We start from the raw sequence: 15,990 nt of genomic DNA on the forward strand, positions 1-15,990 counted from the left end.
CATTTTGTAACTTAGTATAATGGAAAATAAAAAAATAGGAATTATAGGTACCGGTAATATGGGTGGAGCAATTGCTGTTGGGCTCGTTAAATCAGGCTTTATCAGCGCTTCGGATATTTTTGTTTTCGATCCAAAAGAAAAAAATCTCAATGAAATGAGGGAGATGGGGGTTACTGCATGCAAAAATAACAAAGAGGTGGTTCAAAATGCCGGAGTATTTATTGTTGCTGTAAAACCGTATCATATAGAAGGTGTGGTTAATGAGATAAAACCAGCGCTGACTTCAGATAAAATTTTTATTTCAATCGTAGCCGGAGTTGGTATTGAAGAGCTTACAAAAATGGCCGGTGAAAATATTTCTATTTTCCGTGTAATGCCTAACACTGCAATTGCGTTACAGGAGTCGCTGACCTGTATTTCGACCAATGGAAACAAAACTGAAGACAAAGATTTTGTGATAGAGTTGTTTGATAAGTTAGGCAAAACCGTTGAAATACCAGAGGAATTGATGGCAGCAGCTACCGTGCTTTCATCCTGTGGAATAGCATATGCCTTACGGTATATCAGGGCGGCAATGCAGGGCGGAATTGAAATTGGTTTTGGTGCCGATATGGCGCAGTTTATAACTGCACAAACAGTAAAGGGCGCAACAGAATTGATACTGCAAACGGGGCATCATCCGGAACGCGAAATCGATAAGGTAACCACTCCAAGAGGAGTCACCATAACCGGTCTAAACGAAATGGAACATAAAGGATTCAGTTCCTCATTAATTCAGGGGGTTCTTGCATCTTATAAAAAAATTGATAATTCAGGGAAGTAGTTTTTAAATGCAGTTTCGTTACAAAAAAATAACGGTTAAAATAGGTAGTAATGTCCTGGCGAAAGCTGACGGAACATTAAATGTGGCGCGTATTGCACATTTGGTAGATCAGATTGCCTTTCTTCAAAAAAGTGGGGTAGAAGTGGTGTTGGTTTCGTCGGGGGCAGTTGCTGCGGGAAGAGCAGTGCTGGAACCTGTAAAAAGAACGGATGCCGTATCGCAACGTCAATTGTGGGCTGCTTTGGGACAGGTGAAGCTCATAAGTCGTTATTCTGATTTTTTTAGCGAACATGGTTTGGTGTGTGCTCAGGTTTTAACAACCAAGGAAAATTTTTCCGACCGCGGGCATTATCTCAATATGAAAAACTGTATCACTACATTGTTGGAAAATAAGGTGATTCCGATAGTAAATGAAAATGATACCATATCAGTTACCGAATTGATGTTTACAGACAATGATGAACTCTCGGGCTTAATTGCATCAATGGTAAACTCGGAAGCTCTGGTTATTCTTTCCAATGTGAACGGAGTTTATAATACGCATCCACAAAATGAAAATGCTGAATTAATTCATCAGATTGACCGGGAGGAGGTGGATTTGAAAGGAAGTGCTGTGGAGCGACAATCAACCTTTGGCCGCGGAGGAATGCTTACAAAACTTCGTATCGCCCAAAAGGTTGCAGGCGATGGAATCGGGGTTCATGTAGCTAACGGAACCACTGAAAATGTGTTGATTGACCTGCTTGACAAAGACAAGGAATTTGAACATACCTATTTTGTACCAAATAAAAAATCATCGAGTGGAGTAAAAAAATGGATTGGATATTCCGATGATTTTGCTAAAGGACAGGTGGTTATCAACCAGGGAGCAATAAAAGCACTGAATTCGGAAAAGGCAGTTAGCTTGTTGCCGGTAGGTGTAGTTAAAACGATAAGTGATTTTAAAAAAGGAGATTTAATAAAAATCGTTGATGAGACCGGAGCTGTTGTTGGAGTAGGTAAGGCACAGTACGGTTCCGATAAAATGAAACAGGAAATGGATTCTGAAAAACAGAAACCATTGGTTCATTACGATTATTTATATATGGAAAATAAAAAATAGCTCAGGATATACTACCCTTTCTACCCTTTTTTATGCCTTAATTTGAACTTATTCTGAGCTCCCTCTCCCTCCCCCGGGAGAGGGTTTTAAAACGAAAATCCTCTCTTTTCCCAAATGGGAGAATAAAAGGAGAGAAAATATAAATTGCAGTAAAAATGAAGATAGAAAAACAACTTCAGCAGGTTTTACAAGCTTCACGAAAATTAAACCTTGTGGAGAATGAAACGATCAGTCGTGTTTTGCTGAAATTGGCAGATGAGGCGGAGAGACAAACCGATTTTATTCTTTCTGAAAATAAGAAGGATTTGGAGAGGATGGATCCGCAAGATTCAAAATACGACAGGCTGAAGTTAACCGTGGATAGAATAAAGGGAATTGCTTCTGATATGCGGAATGTAGCCGGTTTGGAAAGTCCTGTGGGGAAAATTTTAAAGAAAACCATGCGCCCTAATGGGTTAAAAATCAGTAAGGTTACTGTCCCGTTTGGTGTAATCGGAATTATTTACGAAGCGAGGCCTAATGTTACGTTTGATGTGTTTGCACTTTGTCTGAAGTCGGGAAATGCCTGTGTTTTGAAAGGTGGCAGCGATGCCATTTATTCCAACCAGGCCATTGTGTCCATTATTCAGGATGTTTTAATAAAATCGGATATTGATGAGAACACTGTCGCATTGCTTCCTGCAGGTCGGGAAGAAACAAACGAAATGCTGAAGGCACATGGTTATATTGATTTAATTATTCCACGTGGCAGTCAGGGCTTGATAAATTATGTGCGCGAAAATGCTACCATTCCGGTAATTGAAACCGGTGCCGGCATTTGTCACACTTATTTTGATGAGTTTGGCGACGCAGAAAAAGGAACTGAGATTATTTTCAATGCAAAAACGCGTCGCCCCTCGGTTTGTAACGCACTCGACTGTCTTGTGATTCATGAAAGTCGTTTGGCTGACCTGCCTGATTTTGGTAAAAAACTTTCAGAAAGCAGCGTTGTAATTTATGCTGATGAAAAATCATATGAAGTTCTAAAAGACACTTATCCCCGGGAATTACTTTTCCCGGCAACAGAAGAATCTTTCGGTACTGAGTTTCTGTCTCTGAAAATGTCAGTAAAAACAGTTGCCTCTTTTGAGGAAGCCGTTGGTCAGATTAACAAAAAATCGTCGAAACACAGCGAGGCAATTATAACCGAAAATGGCGAACGAATTGAAAACTTTAGAAAAATGATTGATGCTTCGTCTGTTTATTCGAATGTTTCCACTGCTTTTACCGATGGTGCCCAGTTTGGTCTGGGAGCAGAAATAGGAATCAGTACCCAAAAATTACATGCCCGGGGGCCAATGGCTTTGGAGGAATTAACCAGCTACAAATGGATTATTGAAGGCGAAGGGCAGGTAAGGCCAGAATAGAAAACCAAAAGTCAATAAAATAAAAACCAATGAAAAATTTTATATCAGTAAAAGATATTCCAAGCCTGCAATATGCTCTTGATGTTGCATTCGATGTAAAGGAGAACCCTTTTGCATACCAACATCTTGGGAAAAATAAAACGATGGTTCTGATTTTTTTTAACTCCAGTTTACGTACCCGGTTGAGCACGCAAAAAGCTGCTATGAACATGGGAATGAATACTATGGTTTTAAATGTAAATGAAGACGGATGGCAATTGGAATCGGATTTGGGTGTGGTAATGGATGGAGATAAGCCGGAACATTTGCTGGAAGCGATTCCTGTGATTGGTCAGTATTGCGATGTAATAGGAGTACGTTCGTTTGCCCGGTTTCAAAATAAAGAGGACGACTATTCAGAAAAGATAATTAGCCAGTTTGTTGAATATGCCGGAGTGCCGGTGGTAAGTATGGAAGGCGCGACCCGGCATCCGCTGCAAAGTTATGCCGATTTGGTGACCATCGAGGAGTTCAAACAAAAAGAACGTCCAAAAGTTGTCCTGACATGGGCACCGCATCCTCGCGCTTTGCCGCAGGCTGTGGCTAATTCGTTTGTGGAATGGATGCGCGAAACAGATTACGAACTTGTGGTTACACATCCGGAAGGTTATGAGCTGGCTCCCGATTTTATCGGAAACGTAAAGGTGGAATACAACCAAAAAAAGGCATTTGAAGAAGCTGATTTTATTTATGCAAAAAATTGGGCTTCCTACTCAAGCTACGGACAAATTCTTTCAAAAGATCTTAGCTGGACAGTGAACGAAGAAAAAATGGCACTGACAAACAATGCTAAATTTATGCACTGTCTTCCTGTACGGCGAAATGTGGTTGTAACTGATGGTGTTATAGACAGTAAAAATTCTATCGTGGTTCCGCAGGCTGCTAATCGCGAAGTGACGGCACAGGCAGTTTTAAAAATGATTTTGGAAGAATTGTAAATAAACTTGCATCTTTGTGCCCTGGAAGGAAAAGAATGAGGAAAAAGATAGAAATAATTCCTGCGATTGATATTATCGAAGGGAAATGTGTTCGGCTTTCGCAGGGAGATTACAGTCGGAAAAAAGTATACAATGAAAATCCGCTGGAAGTTGCCAAAATGTTTGAAAATGCCGGGATTCGTCGTATTCACCTGGTCGATTTGGATGGTGCCAAAGCAAAACATATTGTAAACTACAAAGTGCTCGAAACCATTGCAACAAAAACAGAGCTTGTAATTGATTTTGGAGGTGGGTTAAAATCTGATAACGATTTAAAAATCGCTTTTAATTCAGGGGCGGCAATGGTTACCGGAGGAAGTATTGCGGTGAAGGAAAAGGAGACTTTTTTACTGTGGCTTGAAAATTATGGCAAAGAAAAAATTATACTGGGCGCCGATGCAAAGGATGGAAAAATAGCTGTAAGTGGCTGGCTGGAGGCAACTGAACTTTCTGTAATTGATTTTATTGAAGGTTTTAGTAAAAAGGGGGTTGAAAAAGTAATTTCAACCGATATCAGTCGCGACGGAATGCTTTCCGGCCCTTCGTTTGATTTGTATCATGAAATTATGAACTTGCTTCCGGATGTGGAAATAATTGCCAGTGGTGGAATTGCAACAATGGATGACATATTAAAATTAGATGAAATGGGTGTGCCGGGTGTAATTACCGGGAAGGCAATTTATGAGAATAAAATATCTTTGAAAGAAATTGAAAATTTTATAAGCTCATAATCCTTTCGTCTAAACGAGGAGGAATGGGAAAGAGAAATAAAAATTTCAAAAAACAATAAACCCTTCTCTTATCGGGAAGGTTGGGAAGAGGCTAAAAATATGCTTGCAAAACGAATCATACCATGTTTAGATATCCGTAACGGACAAACAGTTAAAGGGATAAATTTTGTAAATATTCAGGAAGTAGGCGACCCGGTTGAGTTGGGTGCAAAATATGCAGCCGACGGTGCCGATGAACTGGTTTTTCTGGATATTACTGCAACCCACGAAGGGCGTAAAACTTTTGTGGAACTGGTGAAGCGTATTGCTGCACATCTGAATATTCCGTTTACAGTTGGAGGTGGAATTAGTGAACTAAGTGATGCGGAGAAACTGCTGAGTGCAGGTGCTGATAAGATTTCGATTAATTCTTCCGCAGTTCGAAATCCAAAATTGATTGATGATTTGGCTTTGAATTTTGGAAGTCAGTTTGTTGTGGTTGCTATCGATGCACGTGGTGATGAAAAGAATCATTGGACAGTAACTGTAAATGGAGGAAGAATTCCGACAGAAAAGGAACTTTTCTCGTGGGCAAAAGAAGCCGAAGATCGTGGCGCTGGTGAGATACTCTTTACATCGATGAATCACGATGGTACAAAAAACGGTTTCGCCAATGAACAGCTGGCTCAAATGGCTGACTCTTTGAAAATTCCAATTATTGCTTCAGGAGGAGCAGGAGCAAAAGAACATTTTACAGATGTTTTTACCAATGGAAAAGCCGATGCAGGACTAGCTGCCAGCATATTTCATTACAATGAGATTCCTATTCCCGAGTTAAAAAGTTATCTAAAAGAAAACGGGATCATAGTTCGATAAAAAGATATCAATTATTATTTTCGCAACAAATTGGAAATCATGAACGAATTAAAGAATATCGACCAGGTAAATTTTTCCAAACTCGACGGATTGGTCCCGGCAGTAGTTCAGGACAATCAATCGATGAAAGTTTTAATGGTTGGTTTTATGAACAGGGAAGCTTTGGAGAAAACGCAGGAATTGGGTAAGGTTACTTTTTTTAGCCGGACTAAAAACCGGTTGTGGACCAAAGGAGAAGAATCGGGCAATTTTTTAAATGTGGTTTCCATACTGATCGATTGCGATGACGATACCCTACTGATAAAAGCAAATCCGGTGGGGCCTGTTTGCCACACAGGAAACGATACCTGCTTTTATGAAATGAATCCAAAAGCAGATGTGCAGTTTTTGAGTTATCTGCAGGATTTTATTGACAAGAGAAAAGAGGAAATGCCGGAAGGTTCGTATACCACTTCGCTTTTTACGAAAGGAACAAGAAAAATCACACAAAAGGTGGGAGAGGAAGCCGTGGAAACCATCATCGGAGCAATGGCAAATGATGATGAGAACTTTCTTTATGAAGCAGGAGATTTACTGTACCACCTGATAGTTTTATTATCTCACAAAGGATATCGGATTGAAGATATTGTAAAGGAATTAAAAAGCCGTCACTCCTGATTTTGGAGTTATATCTATTAAGGAAAAAATTCTTTATTTCCAATTTTAATAAGCTTTTTCATAACATGGTTATGAAACATAGTTTCAAAACATAACTGTAAAACATTGAATATTTGATGGTTCAGATTAGTGGTTTTGTAAATTAGGTTGTAGCTTTGTATCAGAGTCTACTAACTTTTAAACCGTCAATTATGGAAACCTTAATTGCTTGCCCAACCAGTACAGTAACCATCCTCGCATGCCAAAAAATTGCCAAATCTTTCAAAGAGAATATTTATGAGTTGTCGAGTGTTCGTGAAGAATGGGACCCGGAGTTTGCCACATCCTTAAATATTTGGATTGAAGACACCATTGAAAAGCATTATACCGATAACGTTGAGGCATGGGATGAGAATAAATATCGCGATTGGCACGAAATTATGGTTGCAGGATTACAAAACCTGAAAATATTGCGTGCATCTTTAAAGGTAGATTTTAAGGACGATAAAGATTTTTTAAAAGACTTTTTTGAAAAAACCGGGTATTGTGAGTATTTCAGCGATGCAAAAAACGGAGATCATATGTGTTTGTATCAATTCCTTAATGTATTTGCTGAAAACCTGGATGAAGAGACAAGAAAAAAGGCAGTTTCAAAAGGGACGATGGATTCATTGTTTGATAAAATACTGGATAGTGCAAACAAAATAAAGGAATTTAAAGATTGTTTTGAAGCGCTTGAAGGCGAGGCGGAGTTAAACACTTACGGACAAAAAGAAGTAGCCCAGATTTATTCTACTATCCGTGATATTTGCCGAATTGCTATTGCCTACTATCAATTTGACCCAATAAAACGCGACCAATTTAATTTTTATAAAGTTCTTGTGAATTTATAATACTACTACCTGTTAATTAACTTAATAAAACAGTCTGTCCTTTTTCCCGGATCGGCTGTTTTTGTTTTTTATTCATCATTGTTTTCAGGATTCTCTTCTTTTTCCAGAGGGACATATCCTTCGGGTACAGCTGACTCGGATGGTTGATATGGAAAAACATCAATAATTGTACTGACTGTAATTGAAGAAACAACATAAGGAATAACAAGGTAAGACAAGCTTTCCTCAAGCCGTTGCAGCGCTTCCTTTATATCGTCGGCCATTACCAGATAATAAGTGCGTAGTTTCTTTTCTTTTCCTGCTTCTTCATCAACAGTAACCAGGTTAATTGTTGCTTTGAACCACCATTCTCCGTTTTCAAAAGGAAATACTTCTGCTATTTTTGATTTTTTTATGTCGGTAACAGTAAATTCGCCCCGCACCATTTCCTGCATCTGACGAATCATTCTGGTTTCTGCATCGGTAAATGATACTGCATCGAGAAGAAAATTTTCAGTTACATTTCTTTCTTTTCCGCTTTCTGAAATTTTTACATATTTTACTTTACATTCAAACCAGGTCTGCATCATTTTATTCTACTTTTTTATGAAGTAACAAAAATAATTTTCTGAAATAACTTTTGGGTGAAATGGTAGTAAATATTCACTAAAATTTATCAACAAAAAAACCGGCCACAATTTTTGTGAACCGGTTTTCCTAATCTAACTAAACTAACTCAAACTACCCTTGACCTTAATTCTTTTTTTAAAAAGAAAGAGCCCGTCCCGGCGGACGGGCCCATAAACAGACAGCTACAGACTTAAAAGCTGAAGAAGATTAGTTATAGGCACTTTCTCCATGTTCATAAACATCGAGGCCTTCTTCTTCAATGCGCCTGGATACGCGCAATACGTTTGCTTTCTTCAATATAAAGAATAGTATCAGACCTGTTCCAAATGCCCATACAAAGAATGCAAGAACACCGATAGCCTGAACACCTAATAATTTTGCTCCATGACCGTAGAATAAACCTTCGGAAGTTGAGAATAAACCAACAGCCAGTGTTCCGAGTGCTCCACCTACTCCGTGAACCGAGATTGCACCAACCGGGTCGTCAACTTTTAATATTTTGTCGAAGAATTCAACTGCAAATGGCAAAACAAATCCAGCCATAATTCCAATTAATACAGCTCCAACCGGATTTACAGCATCACAACCTGCGGTAATGGCAACCAAACCAGCGAGAGCGCCGTTTAATGCGATTGACAGAGTCGGACGTTTGTAACGAACCCATGCTACTAACATCGCAGTTACAGCTCCGGCTGCGGCAGCAAGGTTTGTTGTCATTGCAATATGACCAATTGCAACAGCATTATCGGTCCCGGCAGCAGCAAGCTGAGATCCCGGGTTAAATCCAAACCAGCCAAACCAAAGGATAAATACACCTAAAGCACCCATTGCAAGGTTGTGTCCCGGAATTGCTTTTGCTTTTCCGTCTTTATCGTATTTGCCAATACGAGGGCCAATAATTGACGCACCAGCTAAACCGACCCATGCACCAACAGAGTGAACAATAGATGAACCAGCGAAATCGTGGAAACCAAGTTGGCTTAACCAGCCACCGCCCCAGGTCCAGTGTCCTGATGTTGGGTAAATAATTACAGTAATAACAATACTGAAAATCAGATATGCTTTAAATTCAGTACGCTCTGCCATTGCTCCCGACACAATAGTTGCAGCGGTTGCAGCAAATACAGTTTGGAAAAAGATATCGGCATAATCTGAATAATTGTCACCAAAACCATCGCTCATAAAAAACAAGTCAGGTGTTCCGATAAATCCTCCTATTGAGTCTCCATACATCAATGTAAATCCAATAATCCAGTATAATAATGAACCTATAGAAAAGTCCATCAGGTTTTTCATTAAAATGTTTGCGGTGTTTTTTTGGCGTGTGAAACCTGCTTCCACCATTGCAAAACCGGGTTGCATGAACATTACCATAAATCCGGCAATCAATAACCACATATTGTCAATACCTATTTGCAGGCCTTGTAAAGTTTCTTCCATGATAAATTATTTTTTTGTAGTTATTATTCTTCTTTTCCTTTAATGTAAAGCGACTCGTCTCCTTGCTCCCCGGTTCTAATCCGGTACGATTCTTCAATCGGAACAATAAATATTTTACCGTCACCAATCTGGCCTGTTCTTGCTGAGTTCAGAATAGCATTAACAGTTTTTTGTACATTCTTATCGCGAACAATGATTTCCAGCTTGGTACGTTCGATAGTACTTGTGTCATATACAATTCCACGGTAAACGCGGCCTTCCCTGGCCTGGCCAACGCCCCTTACATCCCAGAAGGAAAAGAATTCAATACCTGCTTCCTGCAAGGCGTCTTTTACCTCTTCGAATTTTGATTTTCTTATTATGGTTTCAATTTTTTTCATATTCTTCAGCTTTAGAAATGATTAAAGAGAAATTCCTACAACAATATAAAACTGTTCTGATGAGGGGTTTAAAATAGCTGCACCTGATACAGGTAACGAGAAGCTGTCTGTAATTTTTACTTCTTTGGAAGTGCTGATTCCAATGTTGCAAATGTTAAATTCGCCATCCACTGTATAAGCACCGTCGCCACCACCAAGTGTAAGGTCAACCGGACCGGCTGTTAATCCTGCCTCAAGATAAATGTCGCCTTCACCGTCATTCATCATATATGCACCGGTTAAAGAGAATGATCCTAGTCCGAGGCTAACCATTGGTTCAATGTAATGTGAAGTTCCTTCGAACCACAAGTCACCCGGGAAATAATAATCAGTAAGAGTAAAACTCAAAGATGAATTTTCACTCAAATCAAATCCATAGCTTGCGTAAAGGTCGGCTTCGGCATCTTCAACATCGCCTGCACTAAATGACCCCCAAGCTCCAATAGCAAAACCACCAGCGCTGAATTCCATGTAAGGCTGAAATGCCGGACCAGTGCCAAACTTAGTTCCACGCCATACATAGCTGCTGTATATGTCGAGGCCGGTACCTACTTCCTGTGCTTTCACCACCGGAGTAATCGCCATCAACAAAAACAAGCTCGCTGCAATCAGTAATGTCTTTTTCATAATCGTAAATTTTAAAAGTTAAACTGTGTTTTTTTGTTCTAAAAAAATCTTTTCACTTCGTTTTAAAAATCGTTAATGTTTTTAGAAAAAAATTATTTTTTTACCTAAACCCCCTATAAAATGAACTTGATTGATACAAAAAATAGAATTTTTATCTGTAGCTCATCTGTTTTTTTGTATGTCTGTTCAAAAATATGTATGTTTTTTAGTTGGGGGCATGGTTTTGACAAAAAGAGTAGTTTCTCTTAACAAATTATTAATATAAGTTGTGTTTTTTTCTCAAAAAGGCAAAAAAATAGCTTTTTGGTGACAAAATATTATATAAATTTTGATTTGTGGTTCAAATTTCCAGTATGTGGTGTTGTGTTTGGCTGGAATGAAAAATGAAAATTCTTCCGGGAAAAATAGAGCTTTGTAAATTAACTTATTCCAAAGTTAACGAAATAATTTCTCCCCTGTAGTTTTCTTTCGAACGCGTGTAAAAGATAATCGGTTCGTCTCTTCGAAACATTTCATTTTTAGAAAGGGACAATGAAATAAGGGCTGAATCGTTATTTGCAATCTTTTCTTTTTTGCTTGAAATAGTTAAAGGAACAGCTGTTAATTCTGTCTTATTCTGCATAACTGCGAGTACCGGTTCAGAAATGTGTTGGGTATAAATTGTTTTTCCGCTACGGTTATTCAGTAAAAAGAAGAATTCAATTTTGTTTTCAGTTTCAGCTGTTTTTTCAAGATTTATAGTGAGTCCATTTAATGACTGGTATTTTTCTATGGTAAGAAAACCCTTTGTTTGACCGGTAGCTATTTTTAACTGGTTTGGCGGATTTAGATTTTTTGATTGCACAGTAAAAAGCGGTTCTCCTTCTGCATACATTTCTTCATCCCACAAATCGTATTGGCAAAAGCGGTATGTTGGTGTTGAAAGATGGACAGCAGAATCGCCGGTGTAAAAAATGTAATTGCTGGTGGCAGCATAATTATTAAAAAAGCCTACTTTTTTACCTTCGGAAAGTTTTTTGATCTCCAGTGCGCTGGCTTCGCGGTTGTAAAAAGTAATTTTCAGATGGCCGGTGTTAGGGATGACATCCAGAGCTATATAAATACGGTATAGAACCATTAAAGCCAAAACCGGTAACGCAATGCGTTTAAACCAGCGTTTAAATTTTGGATCGCCTGCAATTAAAGGATACGTTAAGATTATCAGCATTGGAATAATTGCCGCAATCCAATGTGCTTCTATACGATTTTTAAAACTGATAATAAAAAGCGCGATGTAAAATCCGAGAATAGTAAATAGCAATGTTTTTTGAAATTGATTTTCGGGTTTAAATCTGGAAAATTTCCAAAATACCAGAATTCCTGTTATTGGCCCGGCAATGGCTATTTGTGCAGCCAGGTAGGGTAAAATGTACTTAAATGTAAAAGGTTTGGCACGTTCAACCAGGTGGTATTTAAATGTAGGAAATTCGTTGTGGATTTGCCAAAAAACGTGGGGAAGCAGTAGTATTACTGTAAACAAAATAATACCATAAAAATACTTGTTTCTGAAAAGCTTTAGATTGGAAAAAACAGTAAATCCGATTATCAGAAAAGCGTGGTATTTACTGTAAATCATGGCGGCGAGGATTAAGGAAAGGAAAATCGAAATTTTCCAGTCCGGATTATTAAGAAATTTTCTGTAAGAAATAATAAAAAGTGTCGTAAAGAAGAGCAAGGGAACATCGGGGATTGCCATAAACCCGGCAATGTGTGTATGAATTAGCGGAAATGACAAAATAAACAACGAAACAAAGAACAGATCTTTTTTTTCATTTAATTCATTTAATATAAGCGCGAATGTTATGGATGATATCAAAATAAAGATCAGCCGGACACCGATTTCTCCGGGGAGAACGGCATGTCCAAGGTAGATGAGTAGTGCTGTCATAGGAGGGTGGTCGAAAAATCCCCATGAAAGGTTTTCTGAATACATCCAGTAATACGATTCATCAGAATGAAGTCCTGTAAACAGGGCCTGAAGTAAGTTTCCCAAAAACCAGATGCCTATAATTATATAGTGTCTTTTATCAAGATTTTTCATTTTTTTCTTTGGGTTTGGCGATAAAATATTTTGTTCCCTTTTCTTTTAAATCTTTAACAGGCTCCTGTAAAAAATCGGGAAATCTGTCATTGTTTACATTTTTCCATTCTTCCGACCCCATAGTCACATTGTAGTTTTTCAAATCCAAAAACGATTCTTCTTTTTTTGAGAATACCAGAAAATGTTTTGGTTCCGCAGGCAAAGAGTATATCGTGTCCATGCTAACCACATTAAAGGCATTTTTGCTGTGTATGCGAATGTTTGAAGCGGTGCGTATATTTCCGTAGACGTATACTTTTTCATTTTTTGAAAGCCCCTGTTTTGTTAAATTTTCCACAAGTTGTTCTCCTGGGTTGGGCATTAATAAAGGATATAAAAATGAAAACACATTAAAAAACAGGAGTAGAATGGTTCCTGCGAGTTTTGTTTCATAGTCAATGTTTTTGAGCCAGCCGATAAGCCAGGAAATAATCAATAAAACATTTAAAAGAATTCCCGCAAAAAGAACATTGTCGAAGTAAATAAAACCCGTATACAAAAGAGATAGGCCAATGACGAAAATATTTATTATCAGAAAGATTTTAAAAATCGATTTTTTTAGATGTGTGGTTGAAAATGATATCACGTAGGCAAAAAATATTGAAATCAATGGGATGACGGGAAGCAGATACCGATCGTAAAATTTAAAAACTGCACCCGACATAACAATAACCAAAAGAACCCATGAGAGAATAAACCCAAAGACGGCCTTGGTTTGTAATGAAGATTTTTTTGTAAACTGTTTTAACGCTTTTGGATTTGAAAAAACGATTACAATCCACGGAATCAGGTAGGCAGCTAAAAAAACAATTCCCAGAAATAAATTGGTAAAAACCTGCGCGAATTTTGAGGATACGCGATTCCCGACCTGATCGGCAAAGAAGGAATTTAAATAAACCGAACCGTGTTCAACATACATGATAATAAACCAGCTCAAGGCAATTAAAATGGAAACAATGAGCGAAAAAGGTTCAAATATTTGATTTAGGCGTTTCTTTTTCCACGGATTAAAAAGGAGAAACAAAATGCTAATTCCCGCAAAGGCAGCTGCTGGTATTCCTTTGGTTTCAAATGCGAGGGCCGCTCCCATGTAAGCCATCCAGAAATGTTCTTTTCGAGGTTTTAGTGAATTGAGGATTTTAATAAATCCCCATGCGCTGATGGTGAGAAACAGAGTAAGAAGTATGTCGGGTATTGAGCGGCTTGCACTCATTAGAACGAGAGGGTTTGCGGCAGTAATAAATGCCGCAGTGAAAGCCATTTTTTTGTCACCTGAGATTGATTTTGACATCAAATAGATAACAAGAACGAGAATTGCACCGGCGAGCCAGAAAAATAACCGCGATGAAATCTTGCTGACACCGAACACCTTGTAGCTCCCCATTAAAACCCAGTAGGTTAAAATTGGTTTTTTGAACCGCGGACTCCCGTTTGCCTGGTACGGAGTAAAACAGTCCTCTTTGTCCATCATTTGCAGGACCGCATCAGTGTAATATTTCTCATCGGGAAAATGAAAGACATAGTCCAGGGCACTTGGAGCCGAGAATAAAAGAAATAAAACCGGAACAAGAAGGTAGCTGTATTTTTTTAATCCGCTTTTTTTCATCCCATTCAGTATTTAATAAGATACATCGGCTGCAAAACTTTGTTTCTTGTCCTTGGACTAATAAATCCGGCTGGTCGATTCAAATACAAGTGTTTGTACTCAAATACAACTTCCGAAGATTTATTCAGGCCGGAAATATCTTTGTATCCTTTTGCATCCGTAAATACCCATTTCCCCTTTTTCCCTGCCACAGTTTTCATTTCTTCAAAAGAATATAACTGGATTGCCTGTGGTTCACTATAAAAAAACAATTCGTACTCATCGTAATGGTAATTGTACAGCGTATCTCCTTTTTCAGCATATTCGGAAAAATAACGGGCTGCTTTTGGAGGAGCCTGAAAACTAAACATGTATGGAAATACATGTGTATTCATAATAAACGCCAGGCAGGCAAATACAATTAAGGAAGGGAAGATTATTCTTAAAGGTGTGTCTGAAACTTTTGTTGAAATAAAATAAGTAAGAATTATTCCTGCAAAAACCATAATCATAATATACCACTCGGGAGTTGGAAACAAATAGAATGAAACAATAAAAATACCCGCCCAAAGCAGCAGTACTACATAACGCTGGACAATCGAAAAGACTTTTAATAGCGTTTTTTTGTTGACAATGGCTATGTCGAGCCATTTTGCGGTTAAAACTGCAATCAAGGGAACAATCGAAAAAATATAGTTGGGGAGCTGGCTGCTGGCTGAATTCAGGATAATAAAATAAATCCAGATTCCGGTAAATGTAAAATATTCCACCGAGCGGAATTTGTTTCTGATAAGGGTTTTAAATTCCATAAACACTGCGATAAAAAAGAGCAGACTCCAGGGTAAAAACAGATAGGCTATATTATGTATATAAAAAATGGGATCGTTGCTTGCTTTTACATAAGAACCGGTTATTCGTCCTACATTGTTTTCCCAAAAGAAAAAACGGATACCTTCCCAGCCAAACTGGTTCATCAGGCCAATTAATGCAGGGCTTACAATAATAAAAGAGAGGAGTATTCCCAGATACCACCGGTAGTCAAGCAGCGATTTGAAATTGCGTTTTAAAATAAGGTGGCCGAGTACAGCAAATGCCGGAATTGCTGCCCCAATCGGGCCTTTTGTTAGCATAGCCAATCCGATGGCAGTAAATCCCAAAATCCAGTGTTTAGTCTTTTTTGTTTTTATAAACTCAAATAATTGCCAGAAAGCCAGTGTTACAAATGCCTGCAGAGGAGTATCGGTATGAATATCCATGCTGTACATTAAATAGATAAAGGAGAAGGCCGACATGATTCCGGTTAAAAAACCAACACGTTTGTTGTACAAACTTTCGCCAAGACGAAAGGCCCAGTAGAATCCCGCAAAAACAAGCAGCAAAACAGGGAGTTTGAACCAAAAGTTGGAAATTTTCCCGATTGTGAACCCTAAGGCTCCCAGCCAAAATAGCATTGGTGGCTTTTGGTCGTATGCCTCACCATGTATCGTCAGGTTAATAAAATTCCCATTTTGATAGATTTCTTTCGAAACAGTAGCGTATTTTCCCGCATCGCGTGTAACGTCAATATTGAGCCCTGTAATGTAGGCTGCAAAAACAGCTGCAGCAACTATAAAGAAAATGAGACGGAGCGTTTTGTTTTCGAACATGGCATACTTTTGAGTTTCTTTTCTTGTGGAAAAGCGCGGTAAAAGTGGCAATTTTTTCAGAATTTTTAAAATGAAAACCTTAA

Annotated in this window: 15 protein-coding genes; 8 read left to right on the plus strand and 7 right to left on the minus strand. The window is 38.4% G+C overall.

Features of this window, described 5'->3' with window-relative positions; all coding sequences use genetic code 11:
- Window positions 1–19: 19 nt before the first annotated feature.
- The 8 genes from proC to GM418_RS17305 all read left to right on the plus strand — a co-directional run bounded on the left by proC (window position 20) and on the right by GM418_RS17305 (window position 7,462).
- The gene (gene proC / locus GM418_RS17270) at window positions 20–823 is read left to right on the plus strand and encodes a pyrroline-5-carboxylate reductase (protein ID WP_158868501.1); all 804 of its coding nucleotides are present in this window, start codon (window positions 20–22) and stop codon (window positions 821–823) included.
- Window positions 824–830: 7 nt separating this feature from the next.
- A complete protein-coding gene (gene proB, locus GM418_RS17275; protein WP_158868502.1) occupies window positions 831–1,925 on the plus strand; it encodes a glutamate 5-kinase in 1,095 nt (364 codons plus the stop codon).
- Between the two features lie 155 nt (window positions 1,926–2,080).
- The gene (locus GM418_RS17280) at window positions 2,081–3,331 is read left to right on the plus strand and encodes a glutamate-5-semialdehyde dehydrogenase (protein WP_158868503.1); all 1,251 of its coding nucleotides are present in this window, start codon (window positions 2,081–2,083) and stop codon (window positions 3,329–3,331) included.
- A gap of 29 nt (window positions 3,332–3,360) precedes the next feature.
- The gene (locus GM418_RS17285; protein ID WP_158868504.1) at window positions 3,361–4,308 is read left to right on the plus strand and encodes an N-acetylornithine carbamoyltransferase; all 948 of its coding nucleotides are present in this window, start codon (window positions 3,361–3,363) and stop codon (window positions 4,306–4,308) included.
- Window positions 4,309–4,343: 35 nt separating this feature from the next.
- Entirely contained in the window at window positions 4,344–5,078 is a 735-nt protein-coding gene (gene hisA / locus GM418_RS17290) for a 1-(5-phosphoribosyl)-5-[(5-phosphoribosylamino)methylideneamino]imidazole-4-carboxamide isomerase (protein WP_158868505.1), read from the plus strand.
- Window positions 5,079–5,177: 99 nt separating this feature from the next.
- Window positions 5,178–5,933 (plus strand): imidazole glycerol phosphate synthase subunit HisF, encoded by a 756-nt coding sequence (gene hisF, locus GM418_RS17295; protein WP_158868506.1) that lies wholly within the window; start codon window positions 5,178–5,180, stop codon window positions 5,931–5,933.
- 39 nt (window positions 5,934–5,972) lie between these two features.
- A complete protein-coding gene (hisIE, locus tag GM418_RS17300) occupies window positions 5,973–6,590 on the plus strand; it encodes a bifunctional phosphoribosyl-AMP cyclohydrolase/phosphoribosyl-ATP diphosphatase HisIE (RefSeq protein WP_158868507.1) in 618 nt (205 codons plus the stop codon).
- A 191-nt stretch (window positions 6,591–6,781) separates the two neighbouring features.
- The gene (locus tag GM418_RS17305) at window positions 6,782–7,462 is read left to right on the plus strand and encodes a hypothetical protein (protein ID WP_158868508.1); all 681 of its coding nucleotides are present in this window, start codon (window positions 6,782–6,784) and stop codon (window positions 7,460–7,462) included.
- 68 nt (window positions 7,463–7,530) lie between these two features.
- Here GM418_RS17305 and GM418_RS17310 read toward each other — a convergent pair whose 3' ends face one another.
- From GM418_RS17310 to GM418_RS17340, 7 genes are all read right to left on the minus strand, one after another.
- The gene (locus GM418_RS17310) at window positions 7,531–8,031 is read right to left on the minus strand and encodes a DUF4494 domain-containing protein (protein ID WP_246222738.1); all 501 of its coding nucleotides are present in this window, start codon (window positions 8,029–8,031) and stop codon (window positions 7,531–7,533) included.
- Window positions 8,032–8,278: 247 nt separating this feature from the next.
- Window positions 8,279–9,511 carry an ammonium transporter gene (locus GM418_RS17315; RefSeq protein ID WP_158868509.1) on the minus strand — a complete coding sequence of 411 codons (1,233 nt, stop codon included), beginning with the start codon at window positions 9,509–9,511 and terminating at the stop codon, window positions 8,279–8,281.
- Between the two features lie 23 nt (window positions 9,512–9,534).
- Window positions 9,535–9,891, minus strand: coding sequence for a P-II family nitrogen regulator (locus GM418_RS17320; protein WP_158868510.1), 357 nt, complete (start codon window positions 9,889–9,891; stop codon window positions 9,535–9,537).
- A 21-nt stretch (window positions 9,892–9,912) separates the two neighbouring features.
- A complete protein-coding gene (locus tag GM418_RS17325) occupies window positions 9,913–10,557 on the minus strand; it encodes a TorF family putative porin (RefSeq protein ID WP_158868511.1) in 645 nt (214 codons plus the stop codon).
- Window positions 10,558–10,981: 424 nt separating this feature from the next.
- Window positions 10,982–12,637 carry an ArnT family glycosyltransferase gene (locus GM418_RS17330; protein ID WP_158868512.1) on the minus strand — a complete coding sequence of 552 codons (1,656 nt, stop codon included), beginning with the start codon at window positions 12,635–12,637 and terminating at the stop codon, window positions 10,982–10,984.
- Complete coding sequence (locus GM418_RS17335) at window positions 12,624–14,282, minus strand: ArnT family glycosyltransferase (RefSeq protein ID WP_158868513.1); 1,659 nt, start codon at window positions 14,280–14,282, stop codon at window positions 12,624–12,626. Before GM418_RS17335 ends, GM418_RS17330 begins: the two co-directional genes overlap by 14 nt.
- Window positions 14,283–14,287: 5 nt before the next feature.
- Entirely contained in the window at window positions 14,288–15,907 is a 1,620-nt protein-coding gene (locus GM418_RS17340) for an ArnT family glycosyltransferase (protein WP_158868514.1), read from the minus strand.
- Between the last annotated feature and the right edge of the window lie 83 nt (window positions 15,908–15,990).

The organism is Maribellus comscasis (assembly GCF_009762775.1).
GTDB classification, from domain to species: domain Bacteria; phylum Bacteroidota; class Bacteroidia; order Bacteroidales; family Prolixibacteraceae; genus Draconibacterium; species Draconibacterium comscasis.